This is a genomic window from Faecalimonas nexilis, assembly GCF_059731825.1.
Genome location: NZ_AP029189.1, coordinates 3,117,655 through 3,139,340 on the forward strand (window position 1 = coordinate 3,117,655; position 21,686 = coordinate 3,139,340).

At 40.1% G+C, this 21,686-nt stretch carries 14 protein-coding genes, 1 pseudogene and 2 riboswitches; all 15 genes and pseudogenes read right to left on the minus strand.

What is annotated here, in order from left to right; all coding sequences use genetic code 11:
• Window positions 1-49: 49 nt before the first annotated feature.
• On the minus strand, window positions 50-1,663 hold the full coding sequence (locus AC6I5B_RS15570) for a recombinase family protein (RefSeq protein ID WP_008394611.1): 1,614 nt from the start codon (window positions 1,661-1,663) through the stop codon (window positions 50-52).
• Window positions 1,664-1,774: 111 nt separating this feature from the next.
• Window positions 1,775-1,984: a hypothetical protein gene (locus tag AC6I5B_RS15575; RefSeq protein ID WP_008394616.1), complete on the minus strand. Its 210-nt coding sequence runs from the start codon at window positions 1,982-1,984 to the stop codon at window positions 1,775-1,777.
• 784 nt (window positions 1,985-2,768) lie between these two features.
• Window positions 2,769-3,983, minus strand: a complete 1,215-nt coding sequence (locus AC6I5B_RS15580; RefSeq protein WP_008394618.1) for a replication initiation factor domain-containing protein — start codon at window positions 3,981-3,983, stop codon at window positions 2,769-2,771.
• Window positions 3,984-4,391: 408 nt separating this feature from the next.
• Complete coding sequence (ribH, locus tag AC6I5B_RS15585) at window positions 4,392-4,859, minus strand: 6,7-dimethyl-8-ribityllumazine synthase (protein WP_008394619.1); 468 nt, start codon at window positions 4,857-4,859, stop codon at window positions 4,392-4,394.
• Entirely contained in the window at window positions 4,860-6,065 is a 1,206-nt protein-coding gene (locus AC6I5B_RS15590) for a bifunctional 3,4-dihydroxy-2-butanone-4-phosphate synthase/GTP cyclohydrolase II (RefSeq protein ID WP_008394621.1), read from the minus strand.
• A gap of 19 nt (window positions 6,066-6,084) precedes the next feature.
• Window positions 6,085-6,720 (minus strand): riboflavin synthase, encoded by a 636-nt coding sequence (gene ribE, locus AC6I5B_RS15595; protein ID WP_008394622.1) that lies wholly within the window; start codon window positions 6,718-6,720, stop codon window positions 6,085-6,087.
• Window positions 6,705-7,805, minus strand: coding sequence for a bifunctional diaminohydroxyphosphoribosylaminopyrimidine deaminase/5-amino-6-(5-phosphoribosylamino)uracil reductase RibD (gene ribD / locus AC6I5B_RS15600; RefSeq protein WP_008690020.1), 1,101 nt, complete (start codon window positions 7,803-7,805; stop codon window positions 6,705-6,707). The genes ribE and ribD overlap by 16 nt, the downstream gene beginning before the upstream one ends.
• A gap of 136 nt (window positions 7,806-7,941) precedes the next feature.
• Window positions 7,942-8,056, minus strand: a riboswitch (FMN riboswitch).
• Between the two features lie 127 nt (window positions 8,057-8,183).
• Window positions 8,184-8,303 (minus strand): annotated as a pseudogene (locus AC6I5B_RS15605) (helix-turn-helix domain-containing protein); the annotation flags it as partial.
• Between the two features lie 468 nt (window positions 8,304-8,771).
• Window positions 8,772-10,310, minus strand: a complete 1,539-nt coding sequence (asnB, locus tag AC6I5B_RS15610) for an asparagine synthase (glutamine-hydrolyzing) (RefSeq protein WP_044987555.1) — start codon at window positions 10,308-10,310, stop codon at window positions 8,772-8,774.
• A 115-nt stretch (window positions 10,311-10,425) separates the two neighbouring features.
• Entirely contained in the window at window positions 10,426-11,745 is a 1,320-nt protein-coding gene (locus AC6I5B_RS15615; RefSeq protein WP_004613495.1) for an ECF transporter S component, read from the minus strand.
• Entirely contained in the window at window positions 11,718-13,397 is a 1,680-nt protein-coding gene (locus tag AC6I5B_RS15620; RefSeq protein ID WP_004613494.1) for an ABC transporter ATP-binding protein, read from the minus strand. Before AC6I5B_RS15620 ends, AC6I5B_RS15615 begins: the two co-directional genes overlap by 28 nt.
• A complete protein-coding gene (locus AC6I5B_RS15625) occupies window positions 13,370-14,149 on the minus strand; it encodes an energy-coupling factor transporter transmembrane component T (protein ID WP_497773442.1) in 780 nt (259 codons plus the stop codon). The genes AC6I5B_RS15620 and AC6I5B_RS15625 overlap by 28 nt, the downstream gene beginning before the upstream one ends.
• 100 nt (window positions 14,150-14,249) lie before the next feature.
• On the minus strand, window positions 14,250-15,092 hold the full coding sequence (locus tag AC6I5B_RS15630; protein WP_004613492.1) for a DUF4430 domain-containing protein: 843 nt from the start codon (window positions 15,090-15,092) through the stop codon (window positions 14,250-14,252).
• Window positions 15,076-17,739, minus strand: a complete 2,664-nt coding sequence (locus AC6I5B_RS15635) for a prenyltransferase/squalene oxidase repeat-containing protein (protein WP_004613491.1) — start codon at window positions 17,737-17,739, stop codon at window positions 15,076-15,078. Before AC6I5B_RS15635 ends, AC6I5B_RS15630 begins: the two co-directional genes overlap by 17 nt.
• Before the next feature lie 2 nt (window positions 17,740-17,741).
• On the minus strand, window positions 17,742-21,224 hold the full coding sequence (locus AC6I5B_RS15640; RefSeq protein ID WP_004613490.1) for a DUF4430 domain-containing protein: 3,483 nt from the start codon (window positions 21,222-21,224) through the stop codon (window positions 17,742-17,744).
• Window positions 21,225-21,426: 202 nt separating this feature from the next.
• Window positions 21,427-21,618, minus strand: a riboswitch (cobalamin riboswitch).
• Between the last annotated feature and the right edge of the window lie 68 nt (window positions 21,619-21,686).

The window sequence follows — 21,686 nt, forward strand, 5'->3', positions numbered from 1 at the left end:
CGGGCATGCATTTCCAGTTTCCCTTAGTTAAAGATATGAACCCTCTTTATCAGTCTACTTTTCCAATAAATCGGTAGTATATCTCTATTTCCTGTATTCTTTCGTTCTCCTCATTCGTTGTTGCTTCGTGAATAAGGATTTTTTCTATCATTGCATTTAATAACGGTGCTGTCAGTTCCTTTGGTACGGAATACTCCTTGATTAACTCAATCCACTTTTCAGCACCTATCATATCCTGTTCCATTTTACTTAATTCTTCTCTTAGGTTGGTTATCTGCTGTTCAAGTTCTATCTGCTCTTTTTGATATTTCCCCGACAGCATGATGAAGTTTCGTTCCGTTATCTTCTCACAGGCTCTATCTTCATACATTTTTGCAAATAAACGGTCAATCTCATTTTGTCGGTTCTCGGCTTTCTTCAAGGCACTTGCCTTTTTCTTCTTTTCCCGTATTCGCTCTGCATTGCCGACTTTCTGTATTTTGTTCAATACCTTTTCTTCGTCCTGCTGTACTGCCTTAGCCCAATACTGCAATCGTTCCAATACAGCTTGATACAGCACATCATAGCGGATATAGTGCATAGAACAATAACCTTTGCCAAACTGTCCGTAGAAACTACAAGAATAATAACTATACGGTGTTTTATTTGCCTTATTTGTCGCAAACCTCATAGACCAGCCACAATCCGCACACTTGACAAGCCCTGCAAATATCGGCGTTGCCTTTTCCTTTGTCTGTCTACGCCTTGATTTTATCTGCTCCTGCACACGATAGAACACTTCCTTGTCAATAATCGGTTCGTGCGTGTTTTCTACTCGAAACCATTCGCTTTCGGGCTTTCGTACTTTCTTCTTGCTTTTGAAAGAAACGGTTGATTGTCGATTATGAACGCTGTTTCCGATATAGACTTCACTTTTCAATATCGCCTTTACATGAGCAATCGTCCACTCATAACGCTTGCTTTCGGGCTTTCCCTCAAAGATATGAGCAAAAGTACCGTACCTTGTAAAATTCAACCAAGACGCTGTCGGGACTTTTTCTTCTCGCAGTATTTTTGTGATTTTGGCACTACCGTAACCTTGATAGGCTAGAGAGAAGATTTTTTCAACAATCCATTTTGTTTCCTCATCAACCAACAGTTTCCCTTTGATGTCGGGGTGTTTCTTATATCCTAACGGAGCATAAGCCCCATAATACGCACCCTCTGCAAATTTCGTCTTAAAGGCTGATTTCACTTTACGGCTCGTATCTCTTGCCACCCATTCATTGATGATGTTCTTAAATGGTGCAATCTCACTTTCGCCTTTTTCGCTGTCCACACCGTCGTCAATCGCTATGTAACGGACATTATGGCTGGGAAAATACAATTCTGTATATTGTCCTGTCATAATATAATTTCTACCAAGTCGTGATAAGTCTTTTGTTACAACACAGTTGATTTTTCCTGCCTCTATATCCTCAATCATTCTTTGAAAACTCGGTCTGTCAAAATTTGTTCCCGACCAGCCGTCATCAATATATTCATCAATCACATTCAAATGATGTTCTTTTGCATATAGACGCAACATACTTCTTTGTGTGGTAATGCTGGAACTTTCGCCCTGTAATTCATCATCTCGGCTTAACCTAAGATAAAGTGCAGTATTGTAAATCTGTTGTTTCATTGTCAGTTATCCTCCTTTATAACTAACCCGTGTTTACAATACCTGCTTGCAAGTAAAGTATAACACGGGTACTTTTTGTCATTCAATCTACTTCTTACAACTGCACCGATTTTATGCGATTGTCTGCTTTGCTTTTTCCAACATGACATCAGTTAGAAGTTCTTCCATTGTCTTTCCCTTTTCGGAGAAATGCTCTTTTACAACAATCTTTGTCTTTCCTCTGTTGCCAATGCCACACTTGTTATTTTTCTTTTGAATTGTTTTTACAGCATTATCAATAACACATACCCCCTTTCTGTAAAATCTTTCTAAGCAATTCAACGGCTTTTGTCATAGCCCACAGGACTTCCACCTCTGCATAGTTCTTATGTAGCCGTACCCATTGCGTGCGACGCTTTTAACGCTCAAGCTGTGGCTGTACGGGAGTATCATTATCTGACAGCACAGGTCATGGCGATAAAAGAGGACAAATCTTTTACAAGAACACAGATAGGTTGTCGCTCACTTTTGCAGGAGAAAGGTCATGGCGTATCTGTTTCAACGGCTCGCTGTCTGTCAAAGGTATTGAATTGCTTTATTCAGTTGTCAAAGAGCGATTGAAAGAAGAAAATCATCTTTCCTATATATCGCGTTGGAAAAGAGTAAAAGCGTAACCAATATTCAAAACTTTTTTCTTTTCTTGTACCATATAGGGAAAGAAATTGTCATTCTGCTAAGTTGATGATGAAAAGATTTCTTTTCACACCCTAACTACCTATGCAATACCGTTACTGCCAACTATGAAATGAAAGATTTTGTTTGCTCCATATAGGGAACGACAACTACCAAATGTTAAGTTGAGAATGAAAATATTTTCTTCTTTTCACATCAACACTCAACTGCTAATACCTGTTTGAATACAAATTGAAGATACTTTGTCTTCTTTCACATAACACTGTCCACTCATCTTGAATTTCCGACATTTTTTCAAAACTTTTCTTCTTTCACTCCATATAGGGAATGGAAACCTTGATTTGATGACCTATTTTCAAAAAAAGTTAGATTTCCTTTTCTCGTACCATATCTGTACACAAGTTGATGTTTTGTTGCAGATATTTTGAAGAAATTAAAAAATACCGTCATTCTCTTGTGGGACAGCGGTATCTATGCGTTCTTCTATGGTTGATTTTTCTAATTGTAATAAGTGTTTATGCTTATCTTTGAGTTCTGCCTGCTCAATCATATCTTTCAGTATCGTTGTATGATTTTCTCTGTCTAATGCTTGTACCATTTTTATGGTTGGTGCAACCTGTCTTTGTAACCAATGTAATGCCTTTTGTAAAGTATAAGGTTCTGGTTTAGTCGTTAATCGTATCGGCTCTCTATTTTCCCCTATAAACCATGCCCAATCATCATTTGTTTTCCATTGACTTTTCGGTTTATCATCTTCTCTATCAACAAAGCGGACATAATGATTGATGATAGAAAAAGCGGTGCGTTCAGCGTCCCGATAGGTCAGTAAATCTACAACCGCATAATAGGCTCGTTCATTCTTCATGCGTATTTCAAAACGGTTCTTGATTTCTGTATCTTCAACTTCTATGCCATTTTTGACATACTGCTCGTAATTTTTCTGATAGGCACACATATATAACTCACTACTGGTTGAACCGAGATATAAGGTTTCTCCTGTATTCTTTGGTAAATCGCTACCACATTTTTCCGTACCGCTGTAATCTTTCTGCATACGAAAGTAGGAGATACATTCGCCAGCCTTGTATTTTTCCTTTAACTTTGGAATATCTAATATTCCTGCTTTATCATTGATTGCCAAGTCAAGTCGTTTCATCTTACCACCTGCCGTTAAACAATCCAGCATAAAGTCATACCATGAGCGTTCCTGTGCCAATAGATAACTTTCCATTTGCCGACACCCTCTGCCTTTTAGTTCTAATAAAACACCTAAATGCTCTTGCATGGAACACATGATGTTGATGTCGCCTAAAACATATTTGCTTTCATATCCGTATTTTCCAAAATCTTCATAAAGCATATAATCGGCTTTTAGTTGTAATACTTCACGAATAATCTTTAATGCGTCTGTCGTAGGAAAGCGGACACGGAAGTAATCAATCAACAGAAATAGTGGTTCTTGCGGATTGAAACGCTCAATCTGTTTTTCTATCGTTTGTTTTAGTTCAGCAGAGGGAACAACAGTCCCATTCTCTATCTGGTTAAAATATGTACGACTGATACCACAGGCAACAGCAAGTTTTCTTTGTGTTACTCCATATTCTTCACGCTTTTGTCTTAATTCTTCTATAAAGTTTTTATCATTCATTCTTCAATTCCTCCAATCAAAAAAGGCAACTACCATATTTGATAATTGCCTATACTTAAATTTCCGCAAAAGAAAAGACAATCAATTTCTCGTTTGAAATCAACTGTCTTTCCTATGTCTTATTCAATTTTTATGTATTAAATGAGTGCTTTTTAGTTAACACCCTATTAAAAGCGATTTTACCTTGTAAATACAGCGTTTTCCGCTTAGTAGTGTATATTGTTTCTTGTTTTTTGTGCCCCCCTTGTTAGATAACGGGGGCTTACTGTTCGCTCGCAAGCTCGCTCAACTGCCGGAGTGAACCAGCCACTAAAAACGGTGGAAAAATCTAAGAGATTTTCCCACCGCCGTGTCTGGATCACTCCGCCTATTATGCTTTTTCGCTTTACCTTTTAATCCCCAATCATATTATACCTCTAATGCACGAATTAGATTTACCATTTCAATAGCTCCCTGTGCACATTCAGAGCCTTTATTTCCTGCTTTGCTACCAGCTCGTTCTATCGCCTGTTCAATCGTATCTGTCGTAAGAACACCAAACATAACTGGTGTTTCGGTATTTAAACTGATTTGAGCAATTCCTTTTGATACCTCACTACACACATAATCATAATGGCTTGTACTACCTCGAATAACTGCTCCCAAACAAATAATCGCATCATATTTTTTACTTTTTGCCATTTTAGACGCTATCAAAGGTATTTCAAATGCTCCCGGAACCCAAGCTACCTCTATGTCCTTTTCACCAACATTTTCTCTTTTCAAATTATCTAATGCACCTGCTAATAGCTTAGAAGTTATAAACTCATTAAATCTTGCTACAACAATACCGATTTTTATATTTTCTGCTACTAAATTTCCTTCAAAAGTGTTCATTTATTTTTCCTCCATATTCAAAATGTGTCCCATTCGGTCTTTCTTTGTCTTTAGATAAAAACTATCATAAGGATTTGCTTCTATTTCAATCGGTACTCTGCTTGAAATTTTCATTCCATAATCTTCTAACTGATAAACTTTATCAGGATTATTTGTAAGTAAATGCAATGATTTTATTCCCAAATCTCTTAAAATCTGTGCACCGATATAATATTCTCTTAAATCGCCTTGAAATCCTAATGCAAGGTTGGCGTCAAGTGTATCCATACCGTTATCCTGTAAATGATAGGCTTTTAGTTTATTGACAAGCCCGATACCTCGTCCCTCTTGTCGCATATAAAGCAATACACCAGAACCATTTTCTGCAATCATTTTCATTGCTTTATCTAACTGCTGTCCACAATCACAGCGTAAAGAGCCAAAGGCATCTCCTGTTAAGCACTCTGAGTGGACACGACATAGCACATCGTTTCCATTATTCAAATCTCCCATAACCAATGCAACATGATGTTCTCCATTCAATTTATTGATATAACAATGTGCTTTGAAATTCCCATATTTTGTAGGCATTTCTACAACCGAAACACATTCTACAAGCAAATCATATACTTTTCTGTATTCCTGTAATTCTTTAATTGTGAGGGTAGGTATATGGTGTGTTTGAGAAAACTGAATTAAATCAGGTGTTCTCATCATTTTCCCGTTTTCATTCATAATTTCGCAACATAAGCCACATTCTTTTAAGCCAGCCAACCTCAATAGGTCAACCGTTGCTTCTGTATGTCCATTTCTTTCCAAAGCACCTCCGTTCTTTGCAATCAGAGGAAACATGTGCCCCGGTCTACGAAAGTCAAAGGGATTTACATTCTCAGTCACACACATACGAGCCGTTAATCCTCTTTCTTCGGCAGAAATACCTGTTGTAGTATCCTTATAATCAATAGAAACTGTAAAGGCAGTTTCATGGTTATCTGTATTATCTTCAACCATAGGGGAAAGCATGAGCCTGTTAGCCAGACTTTCACTCATAGGCATACAGATTAAGCCTTTTGCATAAGTCGCCATAAAATTAACATTTTCTGTTGTCGCAAATTGTGCCGAACAAATTAAATCCCCCTCATTTTCTCTCTCTTTATCGTCCATAACCAAAACAAGTTTTCCCTCTTGTAACGCCTGCAATGCCTCTTTTATTTTTTGATATTTCATAATTCCTTTATCCTTTCTGCTAAAATCCGTATCGGCATAACAACTCTTTCGACAACTCTGTTTCATTGCTGTTGTCTATGAGTTTCTGCACATATTTCCCTAATATATCATTTTCAAGGTTTACCATATCCCCGACTTGTTTATTCTTGAGAATTGTTTGCTCCAAAGTATGAGGGATAACGGATACCGAAAAATCTGCTTTCGATACTTTTGCGACAGTAAGACTAATACCGTCAATAGCAATCGAACCTTTTTCAACAATTAGATTTAAGATTTCTCTTTGCGTATTGATTTGATACCACACCGCATTTTTGTCTCTACGCACAGACGATATTCTGCCTGTCCCATCAATATGCCCCGTAACAATGTGACCGCCCAACCTGCCATTCATAGGCATAGCTCTTTCTAAATTCACAAGGCTTCCATGTCTTAACAGGCTAAGAGCCGTTCTGTTCCATGTTTCATTCATCACATCAACTGTAAAAGATTGTCGAGTGAAACAAGTAACTGTAAGGCAGATACCATTGACTGCTATGCTGTCGCCTAAATGTATATCCTCTAATATTTTTGAAGCTTTAATGGATAGTTTACAGTTACAAGTATCTTTCTGTATTCTTTCTACTTTACCGATTTCTTCTATTATTCCTGTAAACATGGATAAATCACTTCGCTTTCTATGAAATAATCATTTCCCACTTGAGAAAAAGCATATGGTTTAAGCATAATGGCGTCATTAGGAAAAGCAACACCTTGACCACTTACAGGGCTTTTTGCACTCCCACCAAATATTTTAGGTGCTATATAAATTTGCACCTCATCAACAATCTGTTGCTCAAGAGCACTCCAATTCATTGCACTTCCACCCTCTAAAAGTAGACTGTCTATCTGCATATTTCCTAAACATTGCATTAAATTCATTAAGTCAATATGATTACCTTTTTTCTTCGTATAAATAATTTCACAACCACATTTTCTGTAAAGAGCAATCTTACTTTCATCAATAGAAGAAGTAGCGATATATGTTTTAATGTCATTCGCTGTTTTGATAATTTTTGATGTAATGGGTGTTCTTAAATCTGTATCACATACGATACGAATAGGATTTTCCCCGTTTTCTAATCGGCATGTCAGTAAAGGGTCATCTTGAATAACTGTATTCACTCCTACCATGATCGCAGTAACCTTATGCCTGAATTGATGTACTTGTTTTCTCGCTTTTTCGCCACTTATCCATTTTGATTGATTTGTATAAGTTGCTATTTTCCCGTCCATTGTCATTGCATATTTCATAAAAACATAAGGAATATGCCTTGTAACATATTTTCTAAAAACTTTGATTAACTGTTGACACTCCATTTCTAAAATTCCTATCACAACTTGAATGTTGTTTTCCTCAAGTACCTTTACACCTTTTCCAGACACAATAGGATTACAGTCTAAAGTTCCGACGACTACTCTTGTAATGCCACTTTTAATAATTGCTTCTGTGCAAGGTGGTGTCTTACCATAGTGACAGCATGGTTCAAGTGTTACATAAAGTGTTGCTCCTACAGGTGACTCCCTACAATTTTTTAATGCATTTCTCTCTGCATGCAATCCACCAAAGATTTCATGGTATCCCTGTCCTATAATTCGATTATCTTTTACAATTACTGCCCCAACCATAGGATTAGGATTGACATAGCCAGCACCTTTTTTTGCCAGTTTTATTGCTAATTTCATGTATTCTGTATCGCTCATTTTTACACCTCCAAAAAAATACATGCCTTGAATAAAATCTATCCAAGACATGCAAAAGAGGATTTATGCGATTAAAGAAAATGCTCTGAAACAATATAAAATCATTCCAGAGCACGCAAAAAAAGCATAAACTTACTTTCATCTTCTTTCATCCAGACTATACTGTCGGCTTTGGAATTTCACCAAATCATGCCTTTCGGCTCGTGGGCTATACCACCGGTAGGGAATTACACCCTGCCCTGAAGATAGTTATTCAATTACGGACAATTATAATATCTGATATTATATCTGTCAATAAAAAGTTTTTTTCTCGTTTATCCAAATACAATAATTTGCAAGCAGGTAAACACAGGTTATTTCTTAATATCCTTTTGTTTGGGAAACTCCATTCTCCCACTTATTCACCGCAGGTGCTGTCACGCCGAGATAAGATGCCATCTCTTCCTGTGTCATATTCTTTTCTTTTCGATACTTTCTGATTACCGTTCCAATTTGCATAAATCCTCATCCTCCATTTTTTATTTGCAAGGGCCTTTGCTTATTTATATCATAGCAAACAGAATCGCTATGCACAATTGAAGGTCGGTTAACTTATCGGAATATTTATTAACCAGTGAGAAAGAATCCCTTAGGATTTTCTTTAGAAATTTCATAATTCTTTTCTTCTTTCGACATATTTTACTCACAAATATCCTTTATAATAAACTTATCAAATAAAAGAAGACAACGGTTGTATTTAAAACCTTATTTATGGCTGTTGGACTTCGCCTAACAATTACGTTTTAAAACGTTTACATATATTTTTCTCCTTTCTCAGGCTGGCACATTGGTGCCGGTCTTTTTTTATGTATTCTTACACCCATTTACGGATATTTAACTTCTTCTATACAAAAATGTGTAGTACGCATTCTTAAATACACAAAAACAGAGAGATAATTACTTATCTCCCTGAAAATTAACGCTTTATCAGCGTTTCACAAAATATTCCTCATACCATACAAGGAAGGTATAAATTGTCCACACTTTTCTCCAATTGTCAGAGTTTCCATTTACATACTCATCAAAAATTGCGTTAATCTCGTCCACATTGAAGAATTTCTCTGCCATCTCACTTTGGAACTTCGCACGCACATCTTGATTGTAACGATCATCTGCCATCCAAATTCGAATCGGCACAATAAATCCAAGTTTCTTACGGAAAGCAATCTCCTCAGGAAGAACCTTCGCGGCTGCAGTACGAAATGCCACCTTGTTCTGTTCATCATTGACTTTATATTTAGACGGCATTCTCGATGCAATATCAAAAATTCTCCGGTCTGTCAGTGGCATACGGATCTCCAATCCCGCCGCCTCGCTCATCTTATCGACATTAAGGTAAATATCTCCTTCCAGCCAAATCTGAATATCGACATTGGACATTTTCGAAAGTGGGTCTAACCCTTCCATCTCTTCATAAATCGGAGCCGCAACTTCAATCGGCAGCACATCTGGATCATAATGCTTCAAAATCTTTTGTTTCTCATCTTCTTTCATGATGTTCGTGTTTCCAACATAAAAATCCTTCAGATTCTCACCGTATCGCTCTGCATTGCGATACATATTATATCCTCCAAAGAACTCATCTGCTCCTTCACCTGAGTAGCAGATCTTCGTATGCTCTGCTGTCGCTTTACATCCGATTGCAAAAACAATTGCTGACGCATCCCCAAGTGGCTGCTCCATATTGTACATGACATAAGGTACTGTCTCAAAATACTCCTCCGGCGTGATAACGCGTCTGGAAAATGTTCGTCCAAGAAGGTTTGCTGTCTCTTCTGCCATCCTTGATTCGTCAAATCTCTCTTCCTCATATCCACAGCAATCTGCTACTTTCGCCTCAGACATTGCAAGCACGTAGGAAGAATCCACGCCGCCGGATAAGAACGATTCTACTGTCTCATCCTTTGCCTTCACTTCCGGCATGATTTCCTGAAGTGTCGTATGGATCTCATCTGCCCAGTCTTCCAATGATTTACTTTCATCTGGATGAAACTGCGGACTCCAGTAGCGCTCAATCTTCAATACTCCATCTTTCCAGATCAAGTACCGTCCCGGCATCAATTTTTTTAATCCGCGGAAAAACGTATTCTCACCCGCAACATATGTCAGGCTCAAATATAGTTGAAGCATCTCCTCATTCAATTCTTTTTTGAATCCCGGCTGCTCCATGATCTTTCGGATTGTTGTGCCATAAAGAAGTGTCCCATCTTCTGTCTCATAATAGTAAAACGGTTTTGTTCCAAACGGGTCTCTCAGACAGAACAACTGATTGTTCTCCTCATCCCACAAGGCAAATGCAAACATGCCGTGCATGTGATCTGCCATCTCATATCCCCATGTCTCATATGCTTTCACCAAAATCTCTTCTTCCCGTTCTTTGCGCGGCAGCAAAAGAGAAATCCCAAGCCGCTCACAGAGCTCTTCCCAATTGCGGATATGTCCTCTGTATTCCTGTACTTTTATCATCTGTATCATCTCCTGTAAATGTGATTTCATCCTACTTTGATAGTACGATTATAACGCAAATCAAAAAAACCGCCAAGTGTTTGTTTCTCAAAACGGAAGGTTCTGAACTATTTCCTTATAAAATTCCATATTTTTTCTTGATGCGCTCTAATTTTCGATCCATCGGTCCCGCCAGAAAGAACAGGAACACCATTGTGGAAATCCCATGCACGATATTAAACGGCAGACCACTTGCATACATTGCCGCAAGCGCCTTCCACGAAAATCCGGTGCCAAACATAGTAATGGAAGACGTATCCATCAAAAAGCCATAGATTACAAGTGTCGCAATTCCCCCATACAGGCATAAAATCAACTTGCTTTTCTTATATTTTTCCCGTTTTCCACGGAACAATAAGCCTGCAAGAAACCCAATAATGCCAAACGCAAACATTTGCCAAGGTGTCCACGGTCCCTGACCGAAAAAGAAATTAGAGACAAATCCCGCAACCGCACCTGTCAAAAAACCTGCTTCTGCGCCGAGACTGATTCCGGTTATGATCACTATGGCTGTCACCGGCTTAAACTGTGGCAGCATAAAAAATGCCATACGCCCAACAACTGCAATCGCAGCCATAACCGCAATCAAAAGCACTTCCCTTGCCTGTGGTTTCCGATCTTCAAAAATCATGCAAAACGGTATCATTGCAAGCCCAATAATACACAAAGCAATGAAAGATGCGCTTCTGTCATTCAGGAAAAAGATTCCGAAAAAAATCAAACACGGAATCGCAAACAAAATCAAAAAAATGGAGACTTTGGTTCGCTTTCCGATTTTTTTATCCTCACGCACACTTCTCTGTATATACATGATCGCCTCATACTCAAACTGCGTATCCAAAAGCTTTCCGACCGCTGCAATCATCACTAAAGCAAGAATCAACTGTGCATATGGAAATGCTGTCAGCTGAAGATAGCTGTGTATCGTCAAATTGATAAAATGACTCTCTCGTCCAATCTTTTCATTTAGAAACAGGTTTCCCTGCATGTTTGCCGCAAATGCCAGTGCCGGCAAAATTGCCGCTACCAAAAAGGTGAGACGAATATATACTACACTTTTTTTCTTCCACCTATATGCTGCAATCGCAGCACCAATCAGGAGAACTGTCAAAATAATTGCAAAGACCTGCAAGGCAATACTCCACTGCCCAATCGTTTTTATTTCCTCCGCCGTCAACAGTTCCATGGAAAGTTTTCCTCCTCCACGGATACTTTTCTGTATATTATCCACACATTCTGACACATTCCACAACGTATATGAAGTCTGAAGTTTTGAGTATTTCAAGACCGGCATGGAAAACCACGGCAGAAACAGTTCAGCAACAACCATAAATCCACAAGAAAAAATCGGCAGCATCGCCTTTGTATCTACTCCTGTCGCCTGTTTTTGCTGCATGCTTCTATCACTTCCTTTACTGTTACTGCATCCGGATATAACTGTCTCGCCATCCGGTTTGCCGCTGTTGTATAAAAACTATTTCCGACAAAAAATGCTTTTGCACTTTGCGAAGTTATAACACTTCCATCAAAAAACATTGCACACGTATCTCCATAAGAAGCACAAAATTCAATGTCATGCGACACCATCAGAATTGTGACACCTCTCTTTTTCAGACGCTCAAAAATATCCGCAAGTTTTTGTTTGTAAAAACCATCAAGACCTTTTGTCGGCTCATCCAAAAGCAAAATCTCAGGTTCCAGGAGAAGCACCTTTGCCAGAGCCGCCCTTTGCTGCTCGCCGCCGCTTAGGTCGTACGGATGCATATCAAGCAGATGACCGATTTGTGTATCTTCAATCACACGCTCCATTTGCTTTTCATATTCCTTTTTTCGCTGGATATGAAATCCAGAAAACATTTCCCACAAGTCCTCACGGACTGTGTTTCCCACAAAAAGACTTTGCGGGTTCTGCGGAAGCACCCCTATCAAACCATGAAACAATTCTTTTTCCTTTCGCTTGCGAATATCCTTTCCTTTCAGCAGGATTTTCCCTCGATAAGGTCTTCGAATTCCGGATAAAAGTGATAATGTCGTACTTTTCCCAGTTCCATTTCCGCCTAACATGCAGAAAAGTTCGCCCTTTTTTACCTGCAGGGACAGATCTTTCACGACATCCGGCATCTCTTTTTCGTATCGGAACCACACTTCCTTTGCCTCGATGACAACCTCATCTTTTCCTTTTGTACTCTTTTCGTTCTCTGTCTCACAGAATCCAGATTGCTCTTTTTCAAAATGTGCCTTCAGCCAGTTTCTCCCCTCGCAGACCGTCAAAGGGCATGTTCCGACCTGTCCCGTTCCATCATAAATCTGTACCGGACTTGGCATTGCAAGAAACAGATCATTTCCGGCAAGCGCCTTTCCTACCTGCCTTGGCTCATCATACAAGATTTGTCGTCCCTCCTCCAGAACAAGCACTTTATCTGCCATCGGAAACACTTCTTCCAAACGGTGCTCGATGATGATCACCGTCGTCCCAAGTTCCAGATTAATTTTCCGTATCGTTGCAAGGAATTCACTCGCCGCAATCGGGTCAAGCTGTGAAGTCGGCTCATCAAGCACAAGCACCTTCGGCTGCATTGCCATCACAGAAGCCAGATTTAAAAGTTGTTTCTGTCCTCCCGACAGTTCCTCCACATTTTTCGCAAACCAGTTCTGAATGCCAAAAAAGCTCGCCATCTCAGCTACTCGAAGCCGAATCGTCTGTTGATCATATCCGAGATTCTCAAGTCCAAATGCCATTTCATGCCACACTTTATCTGTCACAATCTGATTGTCCGGACTCTGAAGAACATATCCGATCTCACTTGCCTGTGTTCTGACAGATACCTGCTCCAAAGCGTCCCCCAAAAATCGAATTTCTCCACTTCTTGTCCCATATGGTGTCAGTGCAGTTTTAAAATGCCGAAGCAATGTCGTCTTTCCGCAGCCAGATTTTCCACAGATGACAATAAATTCTCCCTGTTCAATTGCAACATTCACCTCCTGCAAAGCCGGTGTCTTTGCCTCTGGGTAAGTAAATGTCAGATTTCTGATTTCAAATAGTGCCATTTTATATCCTCCACAATATTAATCACCATAGGAAGCATACACATTCCCCCATAAATGACATAGATCAAAAGTGTTTCCCAGTTTAACGGATTTCCCTCCATCATCGGGAAATATAAAAAATATACTTTTTTTGTTACAATTCCGCCAAGCACAATCAGGCCTGCTACAGCCATCACCGAAAATATCCTTTTGTCTCTCGTATCAAAACGATAGATGGAAAAATTAGTTCTGCCACGCAGTCCATATCCTCTCGACTTCATGGAATCTGCTGTCTCCACTGAATTTTCCAATGCCCACGTCGTCATGATTGAAAGAATTTTCATGCCGTATTTTGCCTTTGCAAGTGTATTTCCATTTGTCACATCTCTCCCAATACACTTCTGCGCATCGGACACTTTTTCAATCTGATTTTTAAACTTCGGAACAAAGCGAAGCACCATAGATAAAATCAATGACATCGCCGGAATTAGTTTCCCAAACAGATAAATGAATTTATCCGAGGTCATAATGACCTGATAGCAGGAAAACCAGTTTAATACCGACACAAGCATCACACCGGACGCCAGTCCATATACAATGGATTCTAACGTCAGGGGATTGCCCGTTCGAAAGTAGAACAAAAGTGTCACTCCCTCATGATTAAAAAGAGGATTTACAAGTGCTGAGATCAAGAATACAGGAATCATGAGCCATAGAGCTGTTTTGAATGCTTTCTTTCCTTTAAGATAAATATAGTAAATAAAACCACTCACACAGGAAATCCCTAGAAAAACAGGGTGCCTCAAAAACATGGAGCACCCTATCACAAATACAAAATAAACAAAATTAATTATCGGATGATACGTACCAAAGTTATCTTTCCCCATTTTGATCCATCCAGCTTGTCCCCAGATCTCTTCCCAAATCACAGGTATAATTCCACTGGATTTCATCTCCTTCCTGAACTATATATCTGCTGCAGCCATAGTTTGGATACCACCCATTGACATTGTACATCCAGCCGGAATTCTGGCCGCAGTCAAACTCATACAGATTATTGATCGCTTCTATATAATTACTGTTGAACAGCGGATTGAAGGAATATTCCATATGCACACGGTTATTTTTCGTTTCACGGAGAAGGACATCAAAGACACTCTCTCCTTCATAAAACGTCACTTTTCTTGTCGCATAGATCACTCCGTCAGAAGGGATCAGTTTTTCTTTCCCTTCTGTCAGATTTTCCATATTGTCAAGAATCGTTGCACAGGAAATGGTGAGATAGCAGGTCTGTTTCTTGCTTTTGTCAATTGTGATTTCTCCTGGTTCCACCGGATTTTGCATTCCTTCCGGAACAGGATTTGTCTGATATTGATCCTGTCCACTTCCGGTCCCATCGCTGTATGTAACATTGCTGTTGCTATTTCCGCTTGCTGCTCTGGATGATTTTTTCTCCTCATATTTGGAATAGTCAACTTCCCCGCCTTGTATCTTGTCTACGTCATAGTATTCTTCTTCCTTAGAAGTCTCACTTTTATCCGTATCCTTTTGACCGGAGGCATCATCCTCCATCCATGCATCTGAATCCTTCTGCTTATTTTCATTCTGCACTGTATTAGTAAGCGTTGTCTTTCCACAGCCTGTCGCTACACTGCTCATCAACACAGCGATCAAAAGCAGCCCTATGACCCTTTTCACTTTATGCTTCATCACCATCTCTGTCCCTTCTACGTCTCTTTTTTAGAGTGAACGAATATCCAAGTCCCGATACAACCACTGCGCATGCAATGAGCGCCCCGACAATATATGGCACAGACAAGGATTTCGTCTCTTCTTTTGTCCCCTGAAGAATAATCTCATCTGTATCGGCATCAATAAAATTGTCTTTTTCTTTTGTATCATCCTTCAGTGACTTTGTACTCGCCCTCTTATCGATGAAATACGCTCCGCCTTTTTCAATCAGAAATTTTGTCTGTCCATCTTTTACTTCCACCTTCTGCACATACTCCGCCTTCTGTTCCTTTGGATTATAATACAAAAGTAAATACTCTCCGTCTTCTTTTTCTACCGGCACTTCCACCTGTATAACTCCAGGAAATGTTCCTGATTGTTCAAAATACAGCACAGCCGGATGTTCCGAGAGCTGTTTGATCTCATCATCATATGGACTTGTACGTTTCAGTTCAATATTGATCTCTTTCTCTTCCTTGATATCTTTTCCATTCAATGTGAATGTGTACGTCGTTCCATCGGTCATTTTTCCTTCCATCTGAAGGTTCTTATCCTGATCTTTGACACGGGCAAGTTCTGACTTTGCAACAACATTGTCTTTCACTTCTGCTTTTACAGTTTTACTGTCATCTTTCTTGGATGTCGCCTGTGCTTTTGCAGTCGTCTTTTTATTCGACGTCTCCTTTACCTGCTCTGCTATTTCCTGAAGATTTTTGGTTCCTGTAAACACAGGCTCGATTGTTCCTGCATTCTCCGGCTCACTTTGAATATAATAAGTCCCGCCCTCTGAAATACTGCAGGTGAGATAGCCTCCCAAGACAGTTGCGGTTCCTGCTTTAACAGACTTTCCATTCTCCTGTTTATAAAGCACATAATCTTTGCTCGTAAATCCGCTGCACTTGATACTTAGGTCGATATTTCCCGGAAGTGTTCCGCTCTCCTCAGTTGTAAAAAAGTATTTCCCATCTTTCTTTTCGCTTGTCACTCCGGCTTTCATATCCGCAGGTTCATAATTGTTCGCACCTCTCAGTGTGAGTGTATAATTCCAGGTCTCATATACATAATCGATACTAGAGTCTTTCACATTTGTAAAAATCTCTTTTGCCAAAATTCCATTCTGCAATTTTTTTACGATTGTATCTGCCTGCAGCAAATCCGCTCTGTGTTCTACATATTCAAGATTCTCTTTTGGGATACTCTCGTATATTTTCAGTAGTTCTGCAATTTTTTCAGCATCTTTTAAGGTAACTGCCAGTGGATTGATTTCATTCCATATCTGTTCATCGAGACTCTCTACTACCTTTATCTGCTCCGAGATTTCCTCTAGTTTCTCTTGCAATCGGCCGCGAAATTCCTCTTTTTCTGCAAACTTTTTCATCTGATCCAATTCGCTGATCAATGCATACACTGTCTGCTGATCTTTGATTCTGATTTGTGCCGGAAGCACCTCAAGTTTTGCCCGAAAACGTGCAATATTTTCCGCAGTCTCTTCCTCCTCGTCGCCGCCGTTTTGCACATCAGTCATATCATATAATGTATTTTTTCCGTTTACAGCCCGGTTATATGCGACAAGTGCCATCGTGCCCTGATCTGTAGACATCGCATCTGCTGTATTCTCCTGTGGAGTATGCTTGAACGCACCGTCACTTAACTGATAGCTCAGGAGATAATCTAATACAGATTTACCATTTTTTATAAATGCTTCATCCGATAAAAGTTCTACATTCAATGTTGAAAGTGCGATTACAGTTTGGGCTGCACTTTCCAGATTCTCAGTTCCAAAACTTGCAAATCCGCCATTTTCGTCCTGCATCGTACTCAATGTCTGAAGCGCTTTTTCAACCGCGGTTTCAACCCCGCTGTTTTTCTCATAATATGGAGCAAGCGCCTGAATTGCCATCGCAGTCATATCCGGATCAGACTTCGTTCCACTTAACGCCCATCCTCCATCACTCAACTGTTTATCCAGTATCTGTTGAATCAGCTTTTCCCTTGTCGTCTGCTCCAGCCCTTTTCCCAAATCTTCTTCTGTAAGCTTTGGAATCTCATAGTTCTTCGAATCCAGCGCAAGCAACGCATAAATCGTACCGTTGACTCCCTGCCAGTTTACCTGTTTGAAGTTTGCAAGCGGATACAGCATGTTATATCCGTTGACATCCGAAGGATCCACCCCGATTGCCGTAAGCGCCAGCACTACTCTCGAATATTCTGTATATTTTCGTTTGTCCAGAACACCTTGGTTTTCCTCCAATGTCCGATACAAATTTGCCAGATAATTCTTTTTTGTCTCCTCCGGCAGATTCCCATACCTTGCCATTGCAAGCACAGACCATTCTCCGCCCAAAGTGTTAACGACCGGGTTCGTCACATGAGTCTTCAGATAATTTGCTGCTTTGTCAAGACTTGCTTGCATATCTTGGTCTGCAATTTCATTTTCTGAAACTTCCACTGTCCCCTGAAAAAGAGTCTCCTCCGACTCTTTTTCATACAGCGCCGTTGATTCTCCCCCGGTTCCTCCTAGAATAACTTCTTCTTCGATTTCAAAATCCGCTGCACGAACAGGCATTGGGCTGCCTGCTGCAATCACCGCAGCAAGCATCAATGCTATTATTCTAACATTTCTTTTTTTCATTTTTATTTTCCTTGTCTTTTCTTTTTGACTACAACAACTGCAGTAATCACAACCGCGCATGCTGCAATCAGGTATACCAGGTACTCTATCTTTACACTGTCACCGGTTTTTACAGTTCCTGTCTGGCTGTTGCCGGAGCCATCTGCTGAACTTAATTTGTCTGTTGTACTTGCTCCGTCTCCTGCCATATCCGTCACAACACCAAAATCACCTAATTGTGTCACTTTCACAGTAATATAACCATCTGTAACAGTTCCGCTAAGTTTCTTCACTTCTCCGCCGGTATATAGTAATACATCCATTGTATTTCCATTATATTTTTTACCGACCGGAAGACTCAGCTTCGCTGTATCCGATAACGCAACTTCTTTTCCATCCTGACGAAGTTCTACATGATACAGTGCAAATACTCCTTTGCTTGACGGAATGGCTTTTCGAATCTCATCTACCGCCGCATCGTCTTTTGTCAATTTGGAGACAACAAGCTGCATGTCTTTTGTCAATTCTTTTCCTGTAAGACTCACTCCATACTGTGTATCTGTGAGTGTAATTTCTTCTTTTTCAGGCTCTTGTGGGTCTGGTTTTTCCGGATCTGGATTCTGTGAATCGTCCTCGTTCTTTACAGTCACCTGATATGTCACTTTTGCATCCGGTTCCACTGGTGTCGTGTAGCTTACCGGAACCGAAGTGATGTTTACAATAGTTCCTTCTTCTACCGGAATCGCTGCTCCATAACGGTATTCGTTTCCATTTGACTGGATTGTGATTTTGTCATAGCGGTTAAAGCTTTCCGGTGCAAATGACACTTGCTTTGTATCTTTCGGAATTGTCAATGTATATTCATATACATCTCTGCTGTATTGTGGAGCAAGTTCACCTGTATTAATTCCAAGTGATTTTAATTCTCCTGTAACATCCGTTGTGTCTGTCAAATCGTTTCCATAGTCGAGGGAATATTCCATTGTAACGATATCCCCATCTGCAAATTTTCCGTTTGCAACCGTAAAGTTACCTGCCCCTTCATCTGTGAACCATCCGTTTAAAGTTCCCATCCAACCACTTTTTTCACCACGCTCAAGCTGTTCCAAGCCATCAATTCCGGTCACATATGTTTTGTTCGAATCAAATGAAATTTCGATATTATTTTCCACACATGCACGCTCGATCGCATCAAGCATTGTATCGTCTTCATAAATAGACACTTTTACATTGTCTAAAATCACACCTTTTGCTTCCGGCCAGTCTTTTCCTTCCGGAGTCGAAACCATGTCCTGAACACTTACTGTCACAGTCCCAACCGGTGTTTTTTCCGGCTCTTCTAAAGATTTTACCGTAATTGTATATGTAACTCCATCTTTTAGCCCCAACAAGCTCATAAAGCTCGTCGGTGTTGATGTGATTTTAATTTCAGTTCCCTCTGATACCGGAATGGCGTCTCCATAGCGGTATGATTTGTCCCCCACACGAATCGCAACGTTATTATATCTGTTAAAGCTCTCCGGTCGGAACGAGACCTCCGTTGTATCCTTCGGAACTGTCAAAGTATATTTGTATACATCCCGCTTATATTCCGGCGATAAATCCCCTGTGTTGTTTCCAAGTGATTTTAGTTCTCCTGTTACATCTGTTGTATCTGTCAAATCACTTCCATAGTTCGTTGTATATTCCAACGTAATGACATCTCCATCTGCAAATGTCCCGTCTGCCACTGTAAATGATGCAAACCCTTTGTCTGTAAACCAACCGTTTAAAGTTCCCATCCAACCGCTTGCCGCTCCGCGGTCAAACTCCTCCAGGCCATCCACAGCCGTAATGTATGTCTTTGACGCATTCAAAGAAATCTTGATTCCATTTTCTTCGCACGCACGCACGATCGCATCCATCATCGAATCATCTTCATAGATAGACACATTCGTATTTTTCAAAATCACACCTTTTGCTTCCGGCCAGTCTTCCCCATCCGGTGTCGGAATCATATCCTGAATGCTTACTGTCACTGTTCCAACCGGTGTTTTTTCCGGCTGTTCACTCTTTTCTTTCACTGTCACTTCACAAGTTGCTGTCTTTTCCCCCGCTTTTGCTGTGATAACAGCTTTTCCTGCGCTCACTGCATTTAGCACGCCATCTTGATCTACTATGACAACATCTGTATGATCACTGCTCCACTCCACTGTCTGATTTGTTGCATCCGCCGGTGTCACAGTAGCCTGCAGAGATGATACATCTCCAACCTGTAGCTCTAATGTTTCCTGATCTAACGTAATGTTTTCAACCGGAACATCTTTTTTAACCGACACAGTAAAGCTTGGCAGTGTCGAAAACCAGTCTTTCAATACAGGTGCATTTAAGTTTGGTTCCCCTGAGCCATTTGCAGTAATATCTGCTCCGAGAGGACTTCCCCACCATTCAGAAAAAATTCCGTTTTGACTTGTGAATGTATACTCTCCTGCTTCCTCGAAGGTTACATCAAAATCATTGTTCGTCGCAAGATCCCACTGTTGACACTGACCTTTAAACTCGCCTAATGTCTCATTGCTGTAAGAAAGATATGTTGCATCGGATTTTCCCCATGCACTGTTCGATGTCCAGACCGGATTATAAATCGTAGCCAGCTTATACACTGGCATTGTCACACCGCGGAAACTGATATTTGCTGTGTCACCAGGCTCTAATGCCGCATCTGGATTCGTCTTATTCTCTACATTGATCTCAATAAATCTTGCATCAACGACACGATACAGCGATTTTACATTACCATCCGCATCTGTCGCTTCAATCCCGATGATATTACTCCGGTTTTCTAAGTTTGCAGTATATGTATTTCCATCTCCTTGGATTTCCAAACCATTCAATGTCACTTTTAAAGATTCAGCGCCGTCTGCCGATACCTCAAAAGTAAACGGAACCGTATCGCCTTCATTATAATAAATGGTATCATAATGACGCCAATTCTGCAGCTTTTCACTGCAGTTAATCGTAGCTGTCCCTGTCTCTCCCACTGTAAATACCGCATATGCTGTGTTCACAGGCGAGATTGCTCCCCATGTTTTTCCACCATATTCAACTGCATCATAGGTTACCTTCACTACTGACGTCCCTGGTTTTTCCGCTGTCACAACTGCTTTTTCAGTGGAACTTTCTGTATCCAGCGAAATGCTGTCGCCTTTGATGATCTCAAAATGAAATACCGGTCTCTGAACGTCATTTGCAACTGCATTGGAGATAATCTGTTCTACTCTCCAAGGCCGTAAATTTGTGGTATCCCCAACCTGCATTTCTTTTTGCTGATATTGCAGCCAGATGTCATTCTCAAAATCATCATAGACCTTTGCCTCTGTCTGAACACCTAAATATTCTTCACTGCCTGTCTGCACATTCTCTGCAATACTGTTCAACGGATATTGAACAACTACAGAGACAACCATCAACATCGCAAGCATAATGCTCACAACTTTATTGTGCCATTTTTTTCTGTTTCTTATCATTTTCCATTCTCCTATCTCTTTTTTTCAGATGAATGTTTTCTTCTTTCTGCCCTCCTTTTCTTTTTGTCTCGTCCCTTCTTTGTACATAAAAGCAGCCTTTCTGTTCTGAAAGACTGCTTTTTACTCACATACAGTGATTCCAAATCTGCACATAATTATGCCTATGCAATCACCAAAAGAAACATTCTTTCCAACCTAAAAACATTCTTTCCTATATACGGCAGGTCTCCTGGCTTCGCATCTTTCTTTGAAAACACCTTCTCAACATTATTCTGTCAATGGCCTATTGTCTCATCGTCCGCGTTACAGTAGAGGTGACTGCTCCGGTTTTTCACCGGATTCCCTTTTCATGCTTTTGTATCATTCAAAAGCAACCGCATACATTTTCACTCTTTTTTCATTTTTATTGTATACGACTCTTTCTGATACTTCTAGTTATTTTTTTGGATTTTTGAAATTTTT

Bases quoted from the DNA above. Each gene is read 5' to 3' on its own strand.
- ribE (WP_008394622.1), bottom strand. From the start codon at position 6,720: ATGTTTACAGGAATAATAGAAGAAATCGGTAAAGTAGAAAGAATACAG.
- AC6I5B_RS15630 (WP_004613492.1), bottom strand. From the start codon at position 15,092: ATGGTGATGAAGCATAAAGTGAAAAGGGTCATAGGGCTGCTTTTGATC.
- ribH (WP_008394619.1), bottom strand. From the start codon at position 4,859: ATGAACACTTTTGAAGGAAATTTAGTAGCAGAAAATATAAAAATCGGT.
- ribD (WP_008690020.1), bottom strand. From the start codon at position 7,805: ATGAGCGATACAGAATACATGAAATTAGCAATAAAACTGGCAAAAAAA.
- AC6I5B_RS15635 (WP_004613491.1), bottom strand. From the start codon at position 17,739: ATGAAAAAAAGAAATGTTAGAATAATAGCATTGATGCTTGCTGCGGTG.
- AC6I5B_RS15570 (WP_008394611.1), bottom strand. From the start codon at position 1,663: ATGAAACAACAGATTTACAATACTGCACTTTATCTTAGGTTAAGCCGA.
- AC6I5B_RS15580 (WP_008394618.1), bottom strand. From the start codon at position 3,983: ATGAATGATAAAAACTTTATAGAAGAATTAAGACAAAAGCGTGAAGAA.
- AC6I5B_RS15620 (WP_004613494.1), bottom strand. From the start codon at position 13,397: ATGGCACTATTTGAAATCAGAAATCTGACATTTACTTACCCAGAGGCA.
- asnB (WP_044987555.1), bottom strand. From the start codon at position 10,310: ATGATAAAAGTACAGGAATACAGAGGACATATCCGCAATTGGGAAGAG.
- AC6I5B_RS15615 (WP_004613495.1), bottom strand. From the start codon at position 11,745: ATGCAGCAAAAACAGGCGACAGGAGTAGATACAAAGGCGATGCTGCCG.
- AC6I5B_RS15640 (WP_004613490.1), bottom strand. From the start codon at position 21,224: ATGATAAGAAACAGAAAAAAATGGCACAATAAAGTTGTGAGCATTATG.
- AC6I5B_RS15590 (WP_008394621.1), bottom strand. From the start codon at position 6,065: ATGAAATATCAAAAAATAAAAGAGGCATTGCAGGCGTTACAAGAGGGA.